Source organism: Ruegeria sp. C6 (assembly GCF_056537625.1).
This window is the reverse complement of the sequence record NZ_JBQFRW010000001.1, coordinates 545,670-568,992: the sequence shown is the minus strand read 5'-3', so window position 1 is coordinate 568,992 and position 23,323 is coordinate 545,670. Positions and strand designations below refer to the sequence as shown.

Here is a 23,323-nt window from a genome sequence, read left to right as displayed (position 1 = left end):
TGGATGTTTCGAAGCGATGCGGGTAACCTTCCCAAAACAAAGACGATTGAGGTAAATCGGCAGTGCAGCGCTTTCCTACCCGATGGATCCGGGGGGTTTCCCTTGTGGCGGCCCTTGGCCTGCTGGCAGCATGCCAGCTTCCCAAATCCGGACCGAACAAAAACGAAATTCTAGCCGGGTCGGTCGAAAACGGGGGTAACGCCTTTGTGGTTGAGGTCGACGACCGTGTTGCGCGGGCCACATCGGTGATTCCGCAATACGGGTTTTCGAAATCCTTCCGCAGCGCGCAAAGCGTCGCATCCGATACCGTACGCCCCGGCGATATTCTGAGCCTCAGCATCTGGGAAAATGTCGAGGATGGGTTGCTAAGTTCCGCAGCCGGTGGCGCAACCGTTCTGGATCAGGTGCAGGTCGACAGCGAAGGTTACATATTTGTCCCTTATGCAGGGCGGCTGCGTGCAGCGGGCAATACGCCTGAGCAGCTCCGCACGTTGATTTCCTCGAAGCTGGAAGAACAGACTCCGGATCCGCAGGTCCAAGTGTCGCGTACTCCGGGTGATGGGTCGACCGTTTCTCTGACCGGAACTATCGGTGCGCCGGGAATCTATCCGATTGAGCGACCGACTGGCTCGTTGTCGACCATGCTCGCGCAAGCAGGCGGGGTGGCAGTTGCATCCGATATCGCATTGGTCACTGTGATCAGGGGCAAGCAAAGAGGAACCATCTGGTACGACGATCTGTTCCGCAACCCGGAAACCGATATCGCCCTGCGCGGCGGCGATCGCATTCTGGTCGAACAGGACAGCCGCTCATACATCGCGCTGGGTTCGACCGGCGGGCAATCCCGCGTGGCCTTTGAAAGTCAGGACCTATCCGCCCTTGAGGCGCTGGCACAGGTCGGAGGCCTACAGCCGCTATCTTCAGACCCGACCGGTATTTTTGTTCTGCGTGAGGAACGGCAGGATGTGGCGCGCAATGTCATGGGACGTCCCGAGCTACAGGGTGATCAGCGCATGATCTATTTGCTGAACCTGACCGCACCCAATGGCCTGTTCATCGCCCGCGATTTCGTGATCCGAGACGATGACACGATATATGTCACCGAGGCCCCATATGCACAGTGGAGCAAATCTGTCTCGCTGATTGCTGGAGGTCTGACGCCATTTGCGAATGTGGCGACGCTTACGGGTAACTGATGAATGCTCTCTGAATCGGAGAACACGGCCGGGGGCGAACGCTCCCGGCTTTTTGTTTACAACGGTGGGTTCCTGTCACAGTCGCGGCTGCGTCGTATATTGTCTCTGGCCGGGTATGACATCCGGCTTGGACTGCCACAGCCAGACGATCTGGTCGGGGTTTGGGGCAACAGCCCGACAGCCCATCGGGGCATGGGTATCGCGCAGAAACGCGATGTGCCCGTCCTGAGGGTCGAAGACGCGTTCCTGCGGTCTCTGCACCCTGGACGAAGCGGTGAGGCACCCATGGGTCTGTTGTTGGATCGATCGGGTCTGCATTTTGATCCGAGTGTGCCTTCGGATCTGGAAACTCTGTTGGTCACGCATCCGCTGGATAACACCGCCCTGCTGGATCGCGCGCGAGGCGCAATCGCGCGCATCCGAGAGCTGCATCTGAGCAAATACTCGGCCTTTGACCTTGATCTGACGCCTCCCGATCCTGGCTACGTTCTAGTGATCGACCAGACGCAGGGAGATGCTGCCGTCACCGCAAGCAACGGCGACTATGCACGGTTCCGCGAGATGCTGGTAATCGCGCAAGAGGAAAACCCCGGCGCACGCATCCTCATCAAAAGCCACCCCGAAACCACGGCAGGCCACCGCAAGGGATACTTTTCCGATCAGGATCTGAGTCACAGAATATCGATCCTCGACAGCCCGATAAGTCCATGGTCGCTGCTTGAAGGGGCCATCGGGGTTTACACGCTGTCCTCGCAGATGGGATTTGAGGCGATATTGGCCGGGCACAAACCTCGCGTGTTCGGGCAACCATTCTACGCTGGGTGGGGGCTGACGCAAGATGATGCACCCCTGCTCCGTCGCCAACGGAATCTTACGCGGGCGCAGCTTTTTGCAGCTGCGATGATCTTGTATCCGCGTTGGTACGATCCCTACCATGATCGCCTGTGCGAATTGGAATGCGTGCTCGATACGCTTGAGGCGCAAACCCGGGCCTGGCGGCAGGACCACAAAGGCTGGACCGCCTCCGGGATGCGGGTATGGAAACGCCGCCACCTGCAACGCATTTTCGGCCAGCACCATAAGGTGCGTTTCGTGGCCGAGCAGCCAGAGAACACCAAACAACCCCATATGGTCTGGGCCAGCCGAGCCGGTGAGACGCTGAATGCAACCCGGATTGAGGATGGCTTTTTACGATCCCGCGGGTTGGGCGCGGAGCTGGTTCCACCGCTGTCGCTGGTGACCGATGATATCGGCATCTACTACGATCCAACGCATCCCAGCCGCCTGGAAGAATGGATCACCACGCGCGAAACCTTGCGCCCTGATCAGAGGCTCCGCGCCGAGCGGCTGACAGCCCGGCTGCTGACCGAGGGCCTAAGCAAGTACAACATCGGCCACCCCGCCCCGGACCTACCGACGGGGCATCGTATTCTGGTGCCAGGTCAGGTAGAAGATGACGCCTCAATCCGGCTGGGAACAAGCAATATCCGCACCAATCTCGATCTGCTGCGCGCGGCGCGCGAGGCCAATCCCGACGCTGTGTTGATCTATAAACCGCACCCGGATGTCGAAGCTGGTCTGCGCGACGGCAAGATCGAAACCGATCTGGCCGATGTCATCGTAGAAGGCACCGATCCTGCCACCCTGCTTGGACAGGTGGATGAGGTCTGGACTATGACCTCTCTGCTGGGGTTCGAGGCTTTGCTGCGTGGCGTCCGGGTCACCACTCTCGGTGCGCCTTTCTATGCCGGTTGGGGGCTGACGAGTGATCTGGGGGCAGTGCCTGCGCGACGTGGCGCGCGGCCTTCGCTGATGGGATTGGTGCACGCAACGCTGATTGACTACCCCCGCTATCTCGATCCGGTGACGGGACAGACCTGCCCCGTCGAAATCGCGGTCGAACGGCTTGCGCAGGGTGCGCCATCCCTTACCGGACCCGTAAATCGCATCTTGTCCAAATTTCAGGGCGCACTGGCGACGCATGCGCATTGGTGGCGCTGAAGGCTAGTGCGTCACGCGCGCCCAGCGATGTAGGATATCGCCGCCTACGACCCGTGTTTCGATCAGATCAAATCGGGGGGCAGTATCCAGAGTATCAAGCCTCAGTGCCCCGATCGCGGACAGACCTTCGGCCCCGATGGTCAGCCCCGCTGTAAAACCGACCAACTCATCGACCAGATCGCCCTTTAGCAAAGATGCAGCCAATGCTGATCCGCCTTCGCAAAAGACACGCGTCAATCCGGCCTGCCCAAGCTGCTGCAACAGATCAGCCGCATCCACGTGATGACCATCCAGCGCACAAGGGATCAGACGGGCATCCAACCCCTCCCATGCGCGCGCACGCTCGGGGTCTGGGTGGGGGCCGTGACAGAGCCAGACAGGGATATCGGACGCGGTTCGCGCAAGTTGCCCCATCAAGGGCAGATCCAGATGGCGCGAGACCACCACGCGCACCGGCTGATGCTGCACGCCCAGATCACGAACTGTCAGCGACGGGTCATCGGCGCGCGCTGTCCCTGCCCCAACCATCACCGCATCGTGGCGCGCACGCATCGCATGCACTGCGCGGCGAGCATTTGGACCTGTGATCCACTGACTGTGCCCGGTTTCCGTAGCAATCCGTCCATCAAAGCTGCTGGCCAGTTTCAAAGTCACAAACGGGCGGCCCTGCTCGGTTTTCAGGAAAAACCCTGCGTGGTCGCGTGCCGCCTGTTCCGCCAGAATACCGGTGGTGACCTCAATCCCGGCCTCGCGCAACATGGCAAACCCTTGCCCAGCGACCCGAGGATCGCTGTCTTCGATCGCCGAAACCACACGGGCAACACCGGCCTCAATCAATGCCTCGGCACAGGGCGGCGTCTTTCCGTAGTGTGAACAGGGTTCAAGCGAGACATAAGCGGTGGCACCTCGCGCGGCCTCACCCGCCTGCGTCAGAGCCATAGGTTCTGCATGCGGACGACCCCCGGGCTGCGTCCAGCCGCGACCAACGATGCGTCCATCGCGCACGACGACACACCCGACGGACGGGTTCGGCCAGCAGGTGCCTTGGCCGCGCCGCCCCAATGATAGGGCCAGCGCCATATATCGCTTATCTGTATCGCTCACTCATCCGTCGAAGGTTGCGGCGGGCGCAACTCGTGGACAAACTCCTCGAAATCATCGGCCGCCTGGAAATTCTTGTACACACTCGCAAAGCGAACATATGCGACCGTATCAATCCGGGCCAGCGCTTCCATTACAATTTCACCGATTTTATTCGAAGGGATATCGGTTTCCCCCATGCTTTCAAGACGGCGCACGATACCGGAGATCATCTGATCAATCCGATCGGGATCAATGGGCCGCTTCTGCATCGAAATACGGATCGAGCGTTCCAGCTTGTCGCGGTCGAAGTCTTCGCGCTTACCGTTGGTTTTGATGACGACCAGATCACGCAGTTGCACGCGTTCATAGGTGGTGAACCGTCCGCCGCAGGCCGGGCAGAACCGTCGTCTACGGATCGCGACGTGATCCTCTGCCGGGCGTGAATCTTTGACCTGAGTATCGATATTTCCGCAAAACGGGCAGCGCATCCGCCGTCTCCTCGTCCCTAGCTGGCCACTTTTTGTAAGCGCTGCGGCTTACTTATCCACAACTATAGGACAGCCTCTAGGGTTTGGGTAGTCGGAATTTTCCACCCCAATATAAAGCGTCACCCAAAATGCGCAGCGACCTTTCTTTCATGCGGCGCGTTGCGGTGTTCAAACAGATATATCCCCTGCCATGTGCCCAGCGCAGGTACCCCATCTGACACCGGTATCGACAGCGATACAGGCATCATCGCGGCCTTGATATGGGCTGGCATGTCGTCCGGCCCCTCATAGGTGTGGCGCAGATAAGCCATCGACGGATGATCCGATTGCGGCACCAACCGATCAAAGAATGCGCGCAGGTCAGTCTGCACCTCGGGGTCGGCGTTTTCCTGAATAAGCAGCGAACAAGAAGTGTGGCGTACAAAGAGCGTCAGCAAACCGTCCGAAACCGGCCTCAGCCAACTGCGCACAGGGGCGGTAATCTCATAGAGCCCCACGCCCTGTGTCTGGATCGAGAATTCTGTCTGCATCGCAGGTCAATTGATAAACGGACGGACGCCGCACCGCGCATTTGCGCCCTGTACCGACATGCTGTCACCCGGCTGGAACCCGGCTGTGACCGAAAAGCTGCCTTTCTGCGGGACATTGGCGGGTTGTTTCAGTGTGAACTGTACCGCCGTCCGGCGTCCCGTTGTCACGCTGGGGCCGTAGCCGCGCAGAACGTAGATTTGTTGCTGCCACCCAGCACCCAATTTCCGGCGGGCAAAATCAGCAGCGGCGCACCAATATCCATCAGTATCCTGACGTGTCCTTGGAATGACCTCGAAGTCTGTGCCGCTCATCGGTTCTGTTCGATAACCGTTCGGCGCTGCATCGACAACGCCCGCAGAGCTGGTCATAAGCAGTGCTGCAAATGCGCAAAGTATTGTCTGTTTCATTGTGACCATCTTCCTGTTTCCATGTGAAATATAGACTAGTGCGTCGCCATCGTCAGCAAAGCGAACTAACGATCATGTCAGCTTGACCCACGTGGTTCGTGAACAGGCTCTAACCATCCCTGATAGCGGATCAGGTGTCCCAATCCCGGTGCTGTCGCCGAAATGTCAAAGCGAAACCTCAATTGTGCGTCCTCAGCCTCGGTCGATCCGGAACGTGGCAAAAGAAACCCCGGACACGGAATGCCAAATAAAGCGAGGCGGCGGATCTCAATGGTCAGCCCCTTATCGGTTCGCACTGGCTGCAGCCATATCGTCAGCCCGCCGATCTGTTCCCGAACCCAGCCACGAAGCGGATCAAAAGTGATCCGTGAACGCGTTTTGTGGCCTGCGAAATCTCGATCCCATTGCCAATATGCGCCAGGCTTTCGGATCGTGAGGGTAACCGGCAGATCTTCGCCCGCAGGTGGAAATCGCCCGATGCGAAGTGCCAGCGCGACCAAAACGCCTCGGCCACGCTGAATGATGCATCGACCAGAGTAGCGACCTTCCCCGCTGTGCAAATCCCTGACCAATCCAGGCACAGCTTCATCTATACCCAGCGCCTGCAGGAATGGATCACGATCAGAATCCATCTTGGGCAAACCGCGATCTGAGAGAAGGATCAGGAACTAGGCACTCATCCCGCCGCCCAAATAGCGCATATCTGTTACGGGCAATCATCCGGTACAGCGGGTTCTTCAGAAACCTCGGCAGGTATCGACACAAGGACAATACCCGCCACGGACCATATAATGCACGCATCGCAGCGGCAAATGCGTCGAGATTTTGGTGCACCTTTCCTTTGACGATCACCAAATTGGTTTCAAATTCGTCTGTCGGCAGGTTCAGGAGAGTATAAAGCTGCTGCCCAAGCGGTGACTGCGCAGTTGCAAATAGAAATTTCTGATCTCGATCATGGCGCAACATGAAGTGAAAAAACCCTGAACACAGCACGCATTCACCGTCGAAGACGATCAAATCTGTATCGATGGAAAGATCATCAGCCACGAGAGATCAAGAAATAACAAAAGGTTCCCCGTGATGCTGTCACGTCGAATGCGCCGCAGCAATGCGACATGACTGACCAGAAGAATGAGAGGGGCGTGCCGGGGAACCCGTTGAAACGGCTTGGTGGACCGCTCGCTCAGGCTCTGACCTTTTCCCCAAAAGGCGCTGACCCGACAACACCGGTCATGTAGCTATTGGCCAAGGCTACGGACATGGCCATTTCTGCCATATCTTTGTGAGTTGCGGTCAATTCCTGGGTATCAGCACCGAGGCTGGCGCATTGCCACGGTTTGCCGCTAGGGTAACGGTATTACAGTAACGCGTTTTTTGGGCTGGGTGATGGACGTCGACATTTCACGCATTCAATTGCTGACACGGACCCTTGAGGATCACGCAAGCGCGACCGTGGTGGAACAGGTCCTGAGTGACTGCGCATTGACCCGCAGCGATATTGAACCGCCTGCCAAAAGGTACAGCGCCCACAAAGAAGCGCTGTTTGTCCGACACGCCTGCGATGCACTTGGCGATATCACCTTTGGCGCGCGGGCGGGTCTGGAATTCAGTTCTTCTTCCAGCATTACGGCCTATATCAGCAAATACTCTCGTGATCTGAAGCAGGTGATCGAGAATACGGCGCGGTTTCATGGCATTATCGACCCGGCCCTGGCCTTCAATCTGCGCCTTTCAGGTAACGCTGCCTCGCTTGAGGCCGATTGGAAAGACCCGAGCTTTTCCCGCTATCATCGGCGGACCGAGTTCCTGCTGTTTGGCGCCATCGCCCGGATGCGGGCGTTGACTCAGTTGAATCTGAATCCGATTGAGATACGGTTTCAGCACACAGTTGGGCAACACCAAGCCACCTACCAGAAGATCGGAGGTTTCCCAGTTACCTTCGGGGCCGAACGCTTGGAAATCATCCTGTCGCTGCCCTCGCTGGAAACACCGATCCCAACTTACGACCCTAGCCTGCGCGCGCATTTGGTTGAATTTGGCGAACGCCTGCTGGCCGAAAGACAGTCGCCAAGACAGAAAACCCGAGCACAGATCGAAGGGTTGATCACAGATGCGATGCCGGGGGGAATCGTACAGGTGGACGACGCCGCCACCCAGCTCGGCCTAAGCCCTCGAACATTGGCTCGCCGCCTGGCTGATGAAGGCACCTCATATCGTGAGATCGTTGAAGATTTACGATGTGACCTGGCGCAGACCTTTATCAAGAACGGTATGCATCTGTCCGAAATCTCGTATTCGCTCGGTTATTCCGATCAGGCTGCGTTTTCCACCGCCTTCAAACGTTGGACGGGTCAGGCCCCGACCGCTTTTCGCAAACGTGTCTCTCATCCGCTTTCATGAAGCTAAAAAGTGGCCGGGGGTCATCAGCCCAATCACCTCGCCCCGGCCTGTCCATGAGTGGACAGCGGCGATATAAAGATGGCATCGCCGGACTCCTTGCGAATTCCCGCCAATTTGATTTGAAGTTCAGTCATTGTGAGCGGGCGAAAGAAAAAAGCGCCTCGGGATGAGGCGCCTTTCGATTTACTGATCTAGGAAGGACCGCAATTTACGCGACCTACTCGGGTGTTTCAGCTTACGCAGCGCCTTCGCCTCGATCTGGCGGATACGTTCGCGCGTCACGCTGAACTGCTGACCGACCTCTTCCAGCGTGTGGTCGGTGTTCATGCCGATGCCAAAGCGCATCCGCAGAACCCGCTCTTCACGCGGGGTGAGAGAGGCCAGAACCCGTGTGGTGGTTTCCTTGAGGTTTTCCTGAATGGCGCTGTCCAGCGGCAGCACGGCATTCTTATCCTCGATGAAATCACCAAGCTGGCTGTCTTCCTCGTCGCCGATGGGCGTCTCGAGGCTGATCGGCTCTTTGGCGATTTTCATCACCTTGCGCACCTTCTCAAGCGGCATTTGCAGCTTTTCGGCCAATTCTTCCGGTGTTGGCTCGCGGCCGATTTCGTGCAGCATCTGACGACCTGTCCGGACCAGCTTGTTGATCGTTTCGATCATATGCACCGGGATACGGATCGTGCGCGCCTGATCCGCGATCGAACGCGTGATCGCCTGACGGATCCACCAGGTTGCATAGGTCGAGAACTTATAGCCCCGGCGGTATTCGAACTTGTCCACCGCCTTCATCAGGCCGATGTTACCTTCCTGAATAAGATCAAGGAATTGCAGGCCGCGGTTCGTGTACTTTTTGGCAATCGAGATCACCAGACGCAGGTTGGCCTCGACCATTTCCTTCTTGGCTTGCCGCGCCTCTTTCTCACCCTTTTGAACCTGCTGCACGATGCGGCGGAATTCAGGGATATCGAGACCAACATATTGGCCAACCTGAGCCATGTCGTTGCGCAGTTCCTCAACCTTTTCGGTCGAGCGTTCGATGAACATCTGCCAACCCCGACCCGGTTTCTCGGCCATTTCGGCCAACCAGTTCGGATCCAGCTCGCGCCCACGATAAGCATCAATGAACTCGCGACGGTTGATGCGAGCCTGGTCAGCCAGTTTCACCATCGAGCTGTCCAGTGACATAATCCGGCGATTGATGCCATAAAGCTGGTCAATCAGAGCTTCGATCCGGTTGTTGTGCAGGTGAAGACCATTCACCAATTCAACAATCTCAGCGCGCAGCTTCTGATAGGTTTCTTCGTCCTTCGCGCTGAAAGTGCCATCCTCGTTCAGCGTCGCAGATATCCTGCTGTCCTGCATTTCGGACAGCATTGCGAAATCGGTCGAGATGCGTTCCAGCGTGGTCAGCACCTGATCCTTCAGCGCTGCTTCCATCGCGGCCAGGGACATGTTGGCCTGATCGTCGTCATCATCGTCATCATCATTGGCAATCGGGTTGCCGTCAGCGTCAAGCTCCGGCCCCTCATCCTTGGCAGGCTTGGCCGCCTGCACCGATGAGGTATCGACAACCGGCTCTTCAACCTCGCCGTCTTCATCCATCTGGTTGCCGAAAGTGGTTTCCAGATCGATGACGTCCCGCAGCAGAATGTCTTCGGACAAAAGTTCGTCATGCCAGATGGTGATCGCTTGGAAGGTCAGCGGGCTTTCGCACAGACCAGCGATCATGGTGTTCCGACCGGCTTCGATCCGCTTGGCGATAGCAATCTCGCCCTCGCGGCTCAGCAGTTCGACTGAACCCATCTCACGCAGATACATGCGTACGGGGTCATCGGTGCGATCCAGCTTTTCGGTTGCAGCACCAGCCAGCGCAACCTCGCGCGGACCTTCGGTGGTGACCAGTTCGGTCGAGCCTTTGTTTTCTTCTTCTTCGGCTTCTTCATCTTCGATGATGTTGATGCCCATCTCGGACAGCATCGACATAACATCTTCGATCTGTTCCGAGCTGACCTGATCAGGCGGCAGAACCTGATTGAGCTGGTCGTAGGTGATGTAACCTTTCTCGCGAGCCTCGGCGATCATCTTCTTGACCTGGGCCTGGCTCATGTCCAGCGAGATTTCCTGTTCCTGCTCGTCGGATTTGCGGTCTTCGTTCGTATCCTTGGCGGCCATTCAATGCTCCTGCAGGGATGGGTGATTCGTTTGAACCGAATCATTAGCGCGTAGAAGTGATTCGGCCACCCGTTTACCCGTTTTTCTTTTCCAGTGCCTTACGAAAACACCACCTCATCGATGTTTCCGTTCGAATTTGATGCCAGACGTGATGGCCTCAAACGCGTCTTTCTCATCGCGGTTGATTCGCGCACCATTGTCGGCGATGTCGAAAACGGCCCTGTCTTCGTTCTGGCTGCGGCTTGTACGGTTGCGCTCTTCGGCGGCTTGCGCCAGCCGATATGTCAGCGCCTCATCGGCCAGATCAGACAATTCCTCTGCCGCTTCGGCAATCTCAGCATCCAACCCCCGGAGCGCTTTGATCTTTGCGAGTTCCTCGGCCAGCGTCATCTCGGCCTTTTCAACGTCGCCCGGTTTGTACACACAGGGGATCACTGCGACATGGCGAAGGGCCAGCAGGTTTTCAAGGGGTTCCGGTCCCAAAGTTTGCATGATGTGATCCTGCAGATTGTCCGGATCGTCGATGGCATGGCGCAGGATTGCTCCCCGCAAGGCCGCATGATCAGGGTCGTGGCAATCCATTTCTTCCAGCTGAGTTTCGAATTGCACGACAACTTGTGGATTCAGGATGGCAATCGCGAGAATTGCCGCTTCGCGCAGTTGAATATCCGCATTCTCAGCCGAGGCCAGAAATGACGCCCGTGCGCCTGGCGTGGCAGGCTGTGCCTGCGGCTGCCATTTTCCGCGCGGTTGCCACGGACGATTTTGCGATTGTCGCTGTGGGCGAAACAATTGCCAGCGCAGGTCCTTAATTTCCTGCCCGTAGTGCGATCGGATCGAGGGGTCGCGGATCAGCTTGATCTTCTCTCGCAGGGATTTATCCAGCGCCGCTTTGCGTTCGGGGCTGTCAAAGACCTTGCCTTCCGTCTCGCGTTGCCAGAGCAGTTTGACCATCGGGATTGCAGCATCCAGCACATCCTGCACCGCCCCCGAACCTTCGGCGCGCAACAGATCGTCGGGATCCTTGCCTTCAGGCATCAGCGCAAAGCGCAGTGACTTACCCGCCTCCAGCAACGGCAATGCCAAGTCGACCGCCCGCATCGCCGCGCGCAGCCCTGCCGTATCGCCATCCAAAGCGATGATCGGCTCGTCAGAGATGCGCCAAAGTAGTTGCAACTGATGCTCGGTAATCGCAGTCCCCAATGGCGCAACCGACGCGCCAAACCCGGCCTCTGCCAAAGCGATCACGTCCATATAGCCCTCGGCCACAACCAAAGGCTGCCCCTTGCCTGCCGCCTGTCGTGCGGGGCCATGGTTGTAGAGGCTGCGGCCTTTGTCGAACAGATCGGTCTCGGGCGAGTTCAGGTATTTGGCGTTGTCATTGGGATCCATCGCCCGGCCACCAAACGCAATGCACCGCCCGCGCGGGTCGCGGATCGGGTACATGATGCGGTTGCGGAATGTGTCATAGGGCTTTTTGCCCTTATTCGAAGGTTTCGCCAGCCCGGCCCCAAGGATCAGGTCCTCGGAGACACTCTTACCGGTCAGATGATCCCACAACGCCTGCCAGCCGTCCGGCGCGAACCCGATCTCCCACCGATCCACCGCCTGCGCATCCAGTCCTCGGCGCCCCAGATAGTCGCGCGCCCCCGCCCCTGCCCCAGTCTTGAGTTGCAAACGAAAGAACTGCACAGCCTGTTCCATCACCTCGGCCAGCTGTGAACGGCGGTCCTGCTTTTCCTGCGCCTTGGGATCACGCGCGGGCATCGGCATCCCAGCCTCGCGCGCCAGAATTTCCACGGCTTCTATGAAAGAGACATTCTCGGTCTCTTTCACAAAACTGATCGCGTCCCCTTTGGCGTGGCAGCCAAAGCAATAATAGAATCCCTTTTGGTCATCGACGTGGAACGAGGCGGTCTTTTCGTGATGAAAGGGGCAAGGCGCCCACATATCCCCCTTGCCCTGATTGGATTTGCGCTGGTCCCACATGACCTTACGCCCAACAACCTGAGACAGGCTGAGGCGCGTGCGCAGTTCATCCAGAAATCCGGGGGGCAAAGACATGGGTTAAACCTGCCAGAAATGAAAACGCGCGCCAAGGGGATGGCGCGCGGTTGTCCACAGAGAAATGATCTGACTGTGGATTATTGTTGTAAACACAACTCCAGCCACGCAGCTCCGAGATCCTTCTTACGCACGTCGCGCATCTTTTGCTCATATACCCAAGGCGTGATCAGCGGAACAGCGGCATTGTAGTTCTCGGGCCAGGTAGGACCACTGTCGGCCACCGCCTGCGCCACATCGCGTTCCTTGACCCGGTCAAGTCGCGCTTTCTGTATCGCTGCAACAACGTCGGCCTGATACTTGCAGCTCTGTTCCTTGGTTTCCTGTGCAACCACTGGCGTGGCCAGCACGGCCGCAACGATGGCGATACGCAACATGGGGATCTCCGAAGATTCGTTTCTTTCAGCGCAGCTTACCCGCGCGCGGCGGCGCCTTCCATCGCCCTTTTCAAATCGTGAACCAATGTCTCAGCCATGGAACGGAAGACCATGATCTGAAACGCGTTCTCACCAACGCGTGTGATCGAAGCGGTCATGTGGAACAGCAGGGTACGGGCGGTATGGCCGCGCTTGAAATGCACCTTACGCAGATCAACTGGCACCACACGCGCCAACACGTCCTCGACGTCGGCGCCCTCTAACCGGACCACAGCCCAGGCATCTGATTGGTCCACAATGGCAGCATTCTCGGTCAGGGTCGCATCAGGAGACGGCCCGATCAGCATCGCATGCGCCGGGCCGAACCAGATCGCCCGCGCGCCAGCCTTACCCGTTGCGCGATTGGCCGATGGATAAGCCATCCCGTGCGCTGCTTTCAAAGCTTCGGATAGCGTCTTTTGCTTACCCATGAGGGGAGAGATCGAATGGATCGCCCCCGCATCCTCTTCGCTGAGCGTTACAGAGCCGAAGGTCAAAGGCAGCAACCCGTCGCAGGGTGTTTTGGCGGTCAGATTATCCACGGACACGCCCTCCTTCGGGGTCAAAGAATACCGGGTTCACCACTTCGCACAGGGTTGTCACGCCGCGCAGATGATCGACCATTTTCACGATTTCTCCGTACCTTTCAGGCCCATCCGCCAGAAAGCCCAATCCCAGCATCGTTTCCAGCGTCGGGGAATAACACACGGAGGTCAGATAGCCCTGATCATTGGTCCGCACCGGCTCGGCCTCTTCCCGGTAAAGATGCGCGCCCGCAAGCAATTCCCTGCTTTCGCCAATGGGTATAAGCCCGACCAAACGCTCGCGCCCCGGCTCTTCAAGCCCCGGACGTTGCGACATGGTTTTGCCGATGCAATCCTTCTTCTGCGACACCATCCGACCCATGCCGATATCATAGGCAGTCGTCCGTCCGTGGATCTCGGAATGCGTAATAAAGCCCTTTTCGATCCGAAGAACGTTCAGTGCCTCCATCCCATAAAGACCACCGCCCAGCGCTTCAGCCCGCTCGGTCAAAATATCGAACAGGGTCGCGCCATAGCGCGCAGGCACGGCGATTTCATATGCATGCTCGCCCGAGAACGAGATCCGGAACAAACGCCCTTGCACACCCAGCACCGAGATCGACCCACAAGCCATGAAGGGCCAGCTTTCTTCATCAAGAGGTGTGCCCAGCAAACCATTCAACAATTCACGCGATTTTGGCCCAGCAACGGCAAACTGTGCCCACTGTTCGGTGACCGAGATGAACGAGACATCCAGATCAGGGCGCAGTCCCTGATGAACGAACTCCAGATGCTTCATTACATCGCCAGCACCTGCTGTGGTGGTGGTCATCAGGTAATGCGTCTCTCCCAGCCGCGCGGTGGTGCCATCATCCATGACGAATCCATCCTCACGCAACATCAGGCCATATCGCGTTCGGCCAACTTTGAGGGTCGAGAACATGTTCGTATAAACGAAGTCCAGAAACGCCCCCGCATCCGGCCCCTGTATGTCAATCTTGCCAAGCGTCGAGACATCGCACACCCCGACGGCCTGACGCACCATGTTGACCTCACGGTCACAGGATTGCCGCCACGTGGTTTCTTCATCCTTTGGGAAATAGCTGGGCCGATACCACAGCCCGGCCTCAACCAACGGAGCTTTCCGCGCTACGGTCGCTTTGTGCGAAGTGATAAAGCGTTGCGGTTTGAAAGCCTTGCCTTCAGCCCCAGCGCCCAGCGCGGCAATGGCGATAGGAGAATACGGAGGGCGGAACGTCGTGGTTCCGGTTTCGGGTATCGCGCGCCCGGTGACGTCCGCCAGAATGGCCAACGCTGCCACGTTCGAATTCTTGCCCTGATCCGTCGCCATACCTTGCGTCGTATAGCGCTTCATGTGCTCGACTGACCGGAAGTTCTCAGTTGCGGCCTGTTTGACGTCTTTCACTGTAACATCGTTCTGGAAATCCAGCCACGCGCGCCCTTTGCCGGGAACGGCCCAAAGCTGCGTGATCTCGTATGGCGTATCCTCGGCCTGCGGTGGCACAATCTTCGAGGCCTTGTAGCCAAGATCGCCAAGCACGCCTTTGGCTGCCTCAATCCCTTCACGAAGGCAGGCTGTAGTTGAGAAAGATCCGTTGCACGCACCCGCTGTCACCATGCCCGGCACGGCCCCTGGCGTTGGCACAAAGGCTTCGATCTCACGCTTCCAGATCGGGCGGCTATTCATATGACACGTTAGATGAACCGAAGGATTCCAGCCCCCTGTCATGGCAAGGCAATCCGTGTGTATCCGTTCTTCTCCACTGGCGCGGCGCACTGTAATCGCCTCCAGCCCTTTACGGCCCGAACTGTTACAAACTTGCGCCCCGCGTAGAACCTCGTAGTCGTCAGACAAGGGCGCGTCATGGCGGCTATCGATCACAGCCGCCACATGGACACCAGCATCCAACAAATCACGCGCAGTGCGATGGATATCGTCAGTATTTCCGAAGATCGTCACATTGCGGCCCGGGCTGACACCCCATCGGTTTAGATACGCCCGCACCGCGCCAGCGGTCATGATCCCCGGGCGATCATTGTTGCGGAATGCGACCGGGCGCTCCAGCGCGCCTGCCGCCAGAACTGACCGCTTGGCCACGATCCGCCAATAGGTTTCCAACGGCGCCCCGTTGGGGCGGTGATCCGTATGGTGAAAAACGCGTTCCAACGCCGCAAAGGTACCTTGGTCATAGGCGCCTGCGATAGTGGTCCGGGTCATGATGCGGACATTGTCCATCGCGGCTAACTCGGCCAGCACTTCGTCAACCCAAACGGGACCCGGTTTTCCGTCGACCTCATAGGTCTCGGCCAGCAGACGCCCACCCACGCGACTGTTTTCGTCGGCCAGAATGACGTCCGCGCCGGCACGACCAGCGACCAGTGCGGCCATCAGCCCCGCAGGCCCTGCCCCGATAATCAGCAGATCGCAAAAGGCATAAGCGCTTTCGTACTTGTCGGCATTGTCTTCGCCCGATAGTGCACCCAATCCGGCGGCACGTCGAATGATCGGCTCGTATAGCTTTTCCCAGAAGCTTTTCGGCCACATGAAGGTTTTGTAGTAAAAACCCGCGCCCAAGAACGGGGAAGCCAGATCGTTGATCCCCATCAAATCGACACTCAGGCTGGGCCAGCGATTCTGGCTGCGCGCTTCAAGTCCCGGATAGATCTCTTGCATCGTGGCGCGAATATTTGGTTCTTGACCTGCGCCTGCCCCCAAGGTCATCAGCGCATTCGGCTCTTCGCTGCCTGCGCTCAGCACACCCCTAGGCCGGTGGTACTTGAACGAACGCCCCATCAGTCGTACGCCATTCGCCAAAAGCGCTGAGGTCAGTGTGTCGCCCGCATAGCCGCTGTAGCTGGCACCATCGAAAACAAACGGAATCGACTGCGTACGATCGATAAGACCCTTTCCATCGATTCTCATGCCCGCTCCTCCGATGCCGGCTGCGCGTCGATCATCTCATGCGTGACCGTGTTTCGTGTGACCACGATCCATGCACCGCACCCGCCTTCGTGATACCAAAGCTCTCGTGTCGGCCCTGCCGGGTTTTCCCGTTGGTAGACAAAATCATCCCAAGCCGCCTCACCGGCATCCGGGGCCGGTCGGTCCAGATCCACTGCCGCCCCACGATAGTAGAATTCGCGCCGATCCCGCTCGCCGCAATATGGACAGGTGATCCTCATAGCCGCGCGCCCTTCTTGATCTTTTCAATAATACCCAAATCCAACATCGCGCCCCTCAATGCAGATTGTGCTGAGAGCCCTTGCCCTCTTCATCGATAATCCCGCGCCCGGTGCGGAAACGATCCAGTCGGAAGCCGGTGGCATTCTCGTGATACCGATCCGTCGCAATCAGATGCGCAAACACATTCCCCGAACCCGGAACCGCCTTGAACCCGCCATAGTTCCAGCCGGCATTCAGATAGAGCCCGTCGATATCCGTCCGGTCGATGATCGGAGAGCCATCGGGCGACATATCCATGATCCCGCCCCAGGATCGCAGTACCCGCGCCTTGCCGATCATCGGCATCAGCGCCATCCCGGCCTCCATCACGCTTTCGACGGTGGGCAAGTTACCTCGCGCCGCATAGGAGGCGTAAAAATCCAGATCACCGCCAAAAACCAGCCCGCCCTTATCTGACTGGCTGATATAGAAATGCCCCATGCCAAACGTCACCACATGATCGATGCAGGGCTTCAGACCTTCGGTCACGAAGGCCTGCAAGACATGGCTTTCAATCGGCAGCCTCATTCCAGCCATCGCCGCCACCTGACCTGAACGCCCGGCAGCAACCATCGCCACCTTCTTGGCCCGGATCGGCCCACGCGAGGTCTGAACACCGAGCACAACGCCATTCTCGATATCAATACCGGTCACTTCGCAGTTCTGGATCAGATCCACGCCGCGCTGGTCCGCTCCGCGCGCATAGCCCCAGGCCACGGCATCGTGTCGCGCTGTACCTCCGCGCGGGTGGTAGAGACCGCCATACAGAGGGAACCTAAGGTCATCGAAATTCAGATAGGGCACCATCCGCCTCAATTCATCGCGATTGAGCAGGATAGCATCGTCACCCTGACTGATCATCATGTTGCCCCGGCGCGCAGCGGCATCACGCTGCCCGTCCGAATGGAACAGGTTGATGATCCCGCGTTGCGAGTGCATGACATTGTAGTTCAGATCCTGCTCAAGACCTTCCCACAGCTTCAATGAGTGCGAGTAGAACTCGGAATTGCCCTGCAAAAAGTAATTCGCGCGCACAATGGTGGTGTTGCGCCCGACATTGCCCCCACCGATATAGCCCTTTTCCAGAACAGCGATATTGGTCAGACCATGTTCCTTGGCCAGATAATAGGCCGTGCTCAACCCATGACCTCCGCCGCCGATAATGACGATGTCATATTCGGATTTCGGTTCAGGCTCGCGCCATTGCGGCGTCCAGCCTTTGTTGCCGGTCAGGCCCTCTTTCAGGACACGTAAGCCGGAGAAACGCATTCAGAACTCCCTACAGGTGTGTCGGCATCAAACCAACTTCACCCAGCAGTAACAACGCCGGAATCCGGTTCCACTCCTGTTTTCGACGAAAACTTGTCGCTGGGCGACCAATCCACACACTCTGACGACTTCGACCTAAATGAAAAATGGCCAACCCGATGGTTGGCCACTCAAGAATCTTCTGTTGTCTGTGCGCTCAGAGGCCCTTGGCGCGATAGCTTTTTGAGACGCGGTCGATCGCAACGATATAGGCCGCCGTGCGCAGATCGTCGACATCTGCGCGATCATGCCAGACTTCGCTCATCGACTGATAGGCAATGCGCATCGTGTCATCGAGACCAGAACGCACCAGCTCCAACTCGCCAGCGCCCTTTAGGTACTTGGCCTTGAAATCCGGAGACATCGACCAAGCGTCACCCAGATACCGATCCAACCGTTCCAGTTCGCTGACGATCAACTCATGCCGAGCTTCTTCCTGACGCCGCTGCATCCGGCCAAAACGGATGTGGCTGAGGTTTTTGACCCATTCAAAATAGGACACGGTCACACCACCGGCGTTTGCATACATGTCAGGAATGATCACCGTGCCTTTCTTGCGCATGATCTCATCAGCACCCGCCGTGACAGGCCCGTTGGCGGCCTCGATGATCAGTGGTGCCTTAATACGTTCGGCGTTGGATAGGTTTATTACCCCCTCCAGCGCCGCCGGAATCAGGATGTCACACTCGGCTTCAAGTACCGCGCCGCCCTCGGCGGAATGCGTGGCGTCGGGATAGTCCTTCACGCCGCCATGCTTGACGATCCACTGCCGCACGGCTTCTACGTCGATGCCATCGGGATTGTACAGTGCGCCATCCCATTCGATGATGCCGACCACACGCGACCCGTCTTCCTCGCTGAGGAACTTGGCTGCGTGATAGCCCACGTTACCCAATCCCTGCACGACGACGCGCTTTCCGTCCAGCGTGCCTGACAAGTTCGCCTTCTTGACGTCTTCCGGGTTTCGGAAGAATTCGCGCAACGCGTATTGGATGCCGCGCCCGGTTGCTTCGACCCTGCCCGCGATGCCCCCCGCGTTCAGCGGTTTACCTGTCACACAGGCTCGCGCGTTGATATCGGTCGTATTCATCCGCGCATATTGGTCAGCCATCCACGCCATTTCGCGCTCGCCTGTTCCCATATCGGGCGCAGGCACGTTCTGTGAGGGGTTGATCAGATCGCGCTTTGCCAGCTCATAGGCAAAACGACGCGTGATCTGTTCCATCTCATGTTCTTCATACTGGCGAGGATCAATGCAAAGGCCCCCTTTCGAGCCACCAAAGGGCGCTTCGACCAGTGCACACTTGTAAGTCATGAGCGCAGCCAGCGCTTCGACCTCATCCTGGTTCACCGCCAAGGCATAGCGAATGCCACCCTTTACCGGCTCCATATGTTCCGAATGAACCGAACGATATCCGGTAAAGGTGTGGATCTGCCCCCGCAGACGCACCCCGAACCGAACGGTGTAGGTGGCATTACAAACCCGTATCTTCTCTTCTAGCCCGGGCGGCAAATCCATCAGAGACGCCGCTCTGTTGAACATCAAATCAACACTCTCACGAAAGCTGGGTTCTTTAATGCCGGTCATAAAATCCTCCGTGCCGGTAGACGAGATACGTCATGACTTTTTGTCGCACTGCTTGCTAAATACCGCAATCAGTAACTGCACGTATTTTCATCAGTTTGTGAACTTTACTTTTTAGCTCCATTGGTGAGTCGGGCGTTAACGAAAGCCGCGCGATTGTCCAAAGTAGCGAAACAAAACCGTCAATAACACCGGGAATAAAGCTGAATCTCTTTAAAAACGAGCAACATAGTGTCCACTGCGCCCAAATCTCGCCACGATCCGTGGATAAATTATCAAAGTTGCGAAGTGCTGGCATCAGTGTGCCTGATCGACCGAGGAACCAATTATGCGCAAGTTTGATTTGAAAGCTCAATTCAACCGTCTCTGCCACGAGAACAGATGCTCGCGGCACTTGCGTCACTTTGTTTCTTCGACAGAAGGCACGATGACAATACTCGCAATGTTCCTAGTCATGATGGTTTTTACCGTGGCCGGGTTTGCCGTCGACGTCATGCGGTATGATCGCGAAAGGGTTAGGCTACAATACGCACTGGACCGCGCGGTCCTTGCCGCAGCTGACCTGGACCAAGAGCTTTGCCCACGTGTCGTAGTGAATGATTACATCCGCAAAGAAGGCTTCGATACGGATATCATCAAAGATATCAAGGTCGAGCCTGAGACATGTACTACGAACGACGACGGAACGGTGTCTCAGGTTGCCGAACTTGAAGGAAAACGGAAAGTCGAAGCCAGCGCCGATATGAGTATCGAAACACATTTCATGAAATGGAGTGGTGTCGACTCTATTGATACAACCGCCACCAGCATCGCCGAAGAATCGATTGGTAATGTCGAAATCTCTTTGGTCTTGGACGTGTCGGGTTCGATGCGTGGTACGAAGCTTACCAACCTCAAAAGTGCCGCTGAGGACTTTATTGATGAAATGATCCTGAAGTCGGAAGACGGCAGATTGTCAATCTCAATCGTGCCCTACTCGGAACAGGTCTCGGTGCCCGACTATCTAATGGATGCGATTAACACGATCGGAGCTAACGAAAGAGCCAATTGCATCGACTTCCAGCCTTCGGATTTCACAACGACCGACTTCAACTACTACGACATCGTGGATGACGGCGGCAACATCATCAGACCTGGGGACTATGTCCCACAGACTCTTCATTTCAAGGATAATGGTTCTAGCGACAAAAGGTTCAGCGATACGCTGGTAAGCAGCAATACCTGTCGCCTTGAATCCGACACCGACCGTCGAGAGATGACCGTAATCCAGAACGACCCGGACATTTTGAAGGGTCAGATCCAGAACCTTGTGGCAAGCGGCTGGACTTCAATCGACGTAGGTCTGAAGTGGGGTCTGACCTTGCTTGATGACAGTGTTCAACCGCTTATCGCTCAGATTGCAGACAGTTCTGAAATTCCGAACTCATTTGCGATCCGACCGGCTCCGAACAAGACCTCTGACACTCTTAAGGTTCTAGTGTTGATGACGGATGGTGAAAACACTTATCAACACAAAGTGAATCCGCCTTACAATGACGGCCTCTCGGACATCTATTGGAATGAAGATGCCGAAGTGTATTCTATCTACGATGAAGAGTATGACCGCTGGGCTTGGCCTAATGTCGCCACAACTGTACGGGACAGTTCGTACAGGCGCTGGACCCGCGACAAATACCAAGATCATGCCTATGGCGATGAGACTTATATACGCTACCGCTGTACGGATTACTACAACGGCACCTGCTATTCGATGGACAGATCGCAAACACGCGAAGACTCCGAAGGGCTTTCAACAGATTCCGATCCGGTAGAACTGGAATGGCCTGACGTCTGGGCGCACACGGAAAAGTATGCAATTCGGAATATGTTGCGTCACGCTTATGGCTGGGATCGCGGCGACGAATTTGCATCAGACTCTACAACCGAAATTGGTCCATCGACCAAAAATCCAAACGTTGTGGATCTTTGCAATAAAGCCGAAGAAGAAAAGGTCATCATTTTCTCCATCGCCTTTGAAGCCCCGTCCGGCGTTAAGCAAATGTTGAAAGACTGCGCGGTCAAAGATGCGCGGTACTATGAGGCGACTGGTACACAAATCGAGCGGGTTTTTGACTCGATCAGCACCTCCATTCAGAATCTGAGGCTGACCCAATGATTACGACACTGCGGAAGCGGCTGCGTAGATTTTACAATAATGAGGATGGAAACTCGACTATCGAGTTTATGTTCTGGTTTCCTTTCTTCCTCTATGTCGCTTATTCCGGCATGGATCTGGGACTGCAATCCTTTCATCACGCCGATCTTGAACGGTCTCTGGACATAACAGTCCGAGAGGTTAGGCTCAATCGCTTGCCAGAGGGTGAAACCGAATGGGATCATGAGCTTCTCAAAGAAATGATCTGTGACGAGGCAATGATCACAAATTGCTTGGAAGACTTGGCGCTTGAGATGACTCCTATTGATCCACGCGTCGGCAATCCCCTGGACAACCCTTCTTATTTGAACCCTTATTGTGTCGACACGCCAGCGACTGTCAGGCCACCCGAGAATGTCCTTTTTGAATCGGGCACTTCAAACGAGCTGATGATCATCCGCGCTTGTCTTGAAGTCTCACCTGTCTGGGGTTTCACGATGATTGGCGGCCTTGCGAAACAGGACCCCGACGGTCAATGGGAATTGCATGCGACGACAGTGTTCGTACATGAACCATTCGGTGGGTCATCAAGCTCCCCAGACGAAGATTCGTCTGAAACTGTGGATGTAGCCGATGCCTCGAACTAAAAAATCAATTCAGGACTTTGCCAACGCGTTGCTCGTTCGCTTTCTGAAACGAGAAGAAGGTTCGATTACAGTCGAGGCGGTCCTGATCGTACCGCTGGTGTTTTGGTCGATTTTCGCGTCTTACACCTATTATGACAGCTATCGTCAAAGCGCCCGTAACATCAAAGGGGCGTATGCAATAGCTGACATTATTTCTCGCGAAGACAGCGACATGAATGTGAAATACGTTGACACCTTGTACAACCTTCTAGAGTCGATGGTCTATACAAGATCTCCGGTGTCTATGCGCGCTTCTTACATTGAGTATGATGCTGATGCCGATGCCCACAACGTAGTTTGGTCTTGTACACGGGGTGAGAAGTACATTCAGTTGACAAACACGGAGATCGTGAAGATCAAGCACCGAATTCCGGTCATGCCTGACAACGGATCCATGATTATCGTCGAAACCAATAATACTTACAGAGCTCCATTCCGGTTTGCGCTCGATTTTGCTGACTTTGAGATGGACAACTTTGTGTTTACGCACCCGCGTGTTTTTGACCAGGTCGTCAATACACCTTGCACGGTGAGCTAATCCCTTTCCGCTAGAATCCCCGAAAGCATTTCCGACATGTATTTGGTCTCGGCGGCGGCTGTCATGCCGCCTATGCCAATCCTTCGTCCGACACGCCACCAAAGACCGGGCGCCCACTGGTTTGAGCTTCGTGCATGAGTGATTACCAAGAAGCCATTTGATGGCTTAAATGCGAACACGCCCCGGTCTACGCCTTCGACATCCTCGATATTGCAGATCACCTGCCCCGAGCCTGTGCGCAATTGGGATTGGGTCAGCTCGATCCTGTCTTCGGTCGCGTACCACATGCGACGGGCTAACCAGAACGCGGCTGCCCCGGAAACCAGTAAGAAGACCTGCCAGCCAAACTCAGGCGGCGATGCCAACGCGACGTAAATGACCAACGCCCCGACCGTGACCAGCATCCCTACCCCAGTCCAGCGCCGCGGTGCCGAGGCCGCGACCGTAGCCAGCACTTCTTCTTGCATATTGTTCTCCTGATTGTCCGCCCGCTTTAACCGCTTTGATACGCAAAGGACAGCACCGCGTCACCTGTCTGAGCATCTT

At 56.6% G+C, this 23,323-nt stretch carries 21 protein-coding genes; 6 read left to right on the top strand and 15 right to left on the bottom strand.

Going from position 1 to position 23,323, the window contains the following annotated elements:
- The first annotated feature begins 62 nt into the window (after nucleotides 1-62).
- The gene (locus tag ACR0MJ_RS02775; protein ID WP_170663731.1) at nucleotides 63-1,196 is read left to right on the top strand and encodes a polysaccharide biosynthesis/export family protein; all 1,134 of its coding nucleotides are present in this window, start codon (nucleotides 63-65) and stop codon (nucleotides 1,194-1,196) included.
- 3 nt (nucleotides 1,197-1,199) lie between these two features.
- Entirely contained in the window at nucleotides 1,200-3,197 is a 1,998-nt protein-coding gene (locus ACR0MJ_RS02770) for a capsular polysaccharide biosynthesis protein (RefSeq protein ID WP_480759049.1), read from the top strand.
- A gap of 3 nt (nucleotides 3,198-3,200) precedes the next feature.
- Here ACR0MJ_RS02770 and ribD read toward each other — a convergent pair whose 3' ends face one another.
- From ribD to ACR0MJ_RS02740, 6 genes are all read right to left on the bottom strand, one after another.
- Nucleotides 3,201-4,301 carry a bifunctional diaminohydroxyphosphoribosylaminopyrimidine deaminase/5-amino-6-(5-phosphoribosylamino)uracil reductase RibD gene (gene ribD, locus ACR0MJ_RS02765; protein ID WP_480759046.1) on the bottom strand — a complete coding sequence of 367 codons (1,101 nt, stop codon included), beginning with the start codon at nucleotides 4,299-4,301 and terminating at the stop codon, nucleotides 3,201-3,203.
- The gene (nrdR, locus tag ACR0MJ_RS02760) at nucleotides 4,298-4,768 is read right to left on the bottom strand and encodes a transcriptional regulator NrdR (protein WP_039534475.1); all 471 of its coding nucleotides are present in this window, start codon (nucleotides 4,766-4,768) and stop codon (nucleotides 4,298-4,300) included. The genes ribD and nrdR overlap by 4 nt, the downstream gene beginning before the upstream one ends.
- A gap of 119 nt (nucleotides 4,769-4,887) precedes the next feature.
- Nucleotides 4,888-5,298: a secondary thiamine-phosphate synthase enzyme YjbQ gene (locus tag ACR0MJ_RS02755; RefSeq protein ID WP_170403327.1), complete on the bottom strand. Its 411-nt coding sequence runs from the start codon at nucleotides 5,296-5,298 to the stop codon at nucleotides 4,888-4,890.
- Nucleotides 5,299-5,304: 6 nt separating this feature from the next.
- Nucleotides 5,305-5,706 (bottom strand): hypothetical protein, encoded by a 402-nt coding sequence (locus tag ACR0MJ_RS02750; RefSeq protein WP_255612048.1) that lies wholly within the window; start codon nucleotides 5,704-5,706, stop codon nucleotides 5,305-5,307.
- Nucleotides 5,707-5,783: 77 nt separating this feature from the next.
- Complete coding sequence (locus ACR0MJ_RS02745) at nucleotides 5,784-6,338, bottom strand: DUF4166 domain-containing protein (protein ID WP_480759040.1); 555 nt, start codon at nucleotides 6,336-6,338, stop codon at nucleotides 5,784-5,786.
- Nucleotides 6,328-6,753 carry a thiol-disulfide oxidoreductase DCC family protein gene (locus ACR0MJ_RS02740; RefSeq protein WP_480759038.1) on the bottom strand — a complete coding sequence of 142 codons (426 nt, stop codon included), beginning with the start codon at nucleotides 6,751-6,753 and terminating at the stop codon, nucleotides 6,328-6,330. The genes ACR0MJ_RS02745 and ACR0MJ_RS02740 overlap by 11 nt, the downstream gene beginning before the upstream one ends.
- A 339-nt stretch (nucleotides 6,754-7,092) precedes the next feature.
- Between ACR0MJ_RS02740 and ACR0MJ_RS02735 the strand changes: the two genes are divergently transcribed.
- Nucleotides 7,093-8,106: an AraC family transcriptional regulator gene (locus ACR0MJ_RS02735; RefSeq protein ID WP_170565787.1), complete on the top strand. Its 1,014-nt coding sequence runs from the start codon at nucleotides 7,093-7,095 to the stop codon at nucleotides 8,104-8,106.
- A gap of 183 nt (nucleotides 8,107-8,289) precedes the next feature.
- Here ACR0MJ_RS02735 and rpoD read toward each other — a convergent pair whose 3' ends face one another.
- From rpoD to ACR0MJ_RS02695, 8 genes are all read right to left on the bottom strand, one after another.
- Entirely contained in the window at nucleotides 8,290-10,278 is a 1,989-nt protein-coding gene (gene rpoD, locus ACR0MJ_RS02730) for an RNA polymerase sigma factor RpoD (protein ID WP_170396291.1), read from the bottom strand.
- Between the two features lie 114 nt (nucleotides 10,279-10,392).
- Entirely contained in the window at nucleotides 10,393-12,342 is a 1,950-nt protein-coding gene (dnaG, locus tag ACR0MJ_RS02725) for a DNA primase (protein ID WP_480759034.1), read from the bottom strand.
- Between the two features lie 80 nt (nucleotides 12,343-12,422).
- Nucleotides 12,423-12,719: a hypothetical protein gene (locus ACR0MJ_RS02720; protein ID WP_170396287.1), complete on the bottom strand. Its 297-nt coding sequence runs from the start codon at nucleotides 12,717-12,719 to the stop codon at nucleotides 12,423-12,425.
- 35 nt (nucleotides 12,720-12,754) lie between these two features.
- Nucleotides 12,755-13,300 (bottom strand): sarcosine oxidase subunit gamma, encoded by a 546-nt coding sequence (locus tag ACR0MJ_RS02715; RefSeq protein ID WP_480759031.1) that lies wholly within the window; start codon nucleotides 13,298-13,300, stop codon nucleotides 12,755-12,757.
- Complete coding sequence (locus ACR0MJ_RS02710) at nucleotides 13,293-16,226, bottom strand: sarcosine oxidase subunit alpha family protein (protein WP_480759028.1); 2,934 nt, start codon at nucleotides 16,224-16,226, stop codon at nucleotides 13,293-13,295. Before ACR0MJ_RS02710 ends, ACR0MJ_RS02715 begins: the two co-directional genes overlap by 8 nt.
- Entirely contained in the window at nucleotides 16,223-16,486 is a 264-nt protein-coding gene (locus ACR0MJ_RS02705; protein ID WP_170396281.1) for a sarcosine oxidase subunit delta, read from the bottom strand. The genes ACR0MJ_RS02710 and ACR0MJ_RS02705 overlap by 4 nt, the downstream gene beginning before the upstream one ends.
- A gap of 55 nt (nucleotides 16,487-16,541) precedes the next feature.
- The gene (locus ACR0MJ_RS02700; RefSeq protein WP_480759026.1) at nucleotides 16,542-17,795 is read right to left on the bottom strand and encodes a sarcosine oxidase subunit beta family protein; all 1,254 of its coding nucleotides are present in this window, start codon (nucleotides 17,793-17,795) and stop codon (nucleotides 16,542-16,544) included.
- A gap of 196 nt (nucleotides 17,796-17,991) precedes the next feature.
- A complete protein-coding gene (locus ACR0MJ_RS02695) occupies nucleotides 17,992-19,422 on the bottom strand; it encodes a Glu/Leu/Phe/Val family dehydrogenase (RefSeq protein WP_170396277.1) in 1,431 nt (476 codons plus the stop codon).
- A gap of 424 nt (nucleotides 19,423-19,846) precedes the next feature.
- Here ACR0MJ_RS02695 and ACR0MJ_RS02690 point away from each other — a divergent pair, with 424 nt between their 5' ends.
- From ACR0MJ_RS02690 to ACR0MJ_RS02680, 3 genes are read left to right on the top strand one after another with little or no spacing between them, the layout of a single operon-like run.
- A complete protein-coding gene (locus tag ACR0MJ_RS02690) occupies nucleotides 19,847-21,574 on the top strand; it encodes a Tad domain-containing protein (protein ID WP_480759024.1) in 1,728 nt (575 codons plus the stop codon).
- Nucleotides 21,571-22,200 carry a hypothetical protein gene (locus tag ACR0MJ_RS02685; RefSeq protein ID WP_170403359.1) on the top strand — a complete coding sequence of 210 codons (630 nt, stop codon included), beginning with the start codon at nucleotides 21,571-21,573 and terminating at the stop codon, nucleotides 22,198-22,200. Before ACR0MJ_RS02690 ends, ACR0MJ_RS02685 begins: the two co-directional genes overlap by 4 nt.
- Complete coding sequence (locus ACR0MJ_RS02680; protein WP_170403363.1) at nucleotides 22,187-22,777, top strand: hypothetical protein; 591 nt, start codon at nucleotides 22,187-22,189, stop codon at nucleotides 22,775-22,777. The genes ACR0MJ_RS02685 and ACR0MJ_RS02680 overlap by 14 nt, the downstream gene beginning before the upstream one ends.
- Here the strand turns inward: ACR0MJ_RS02680 and ACR0MJ_RS02675 are convergent.
- Nucleotides 22,774-23,244 carry a hypothetical protein gene (locus ACR0MJ_RS02675; RefSeq protein ID WP_480759021.1) on the bottom strand — a complete coding sequence of 157 codons (471 nt, stop codon included), beginning with the start codon at nucleotides 23,242-23,244 and terminating at the stop codon, nucleotides 22,774-22,776. The two genes, ACR0MJ_RS02680 and ACR0MJ_RS02675, sit on opposite strands and share 4 nt — an antisense overlap.
- Between the last annotated feature and the right edge of the window lie 79 nt (nucleotides 23,245-23,323).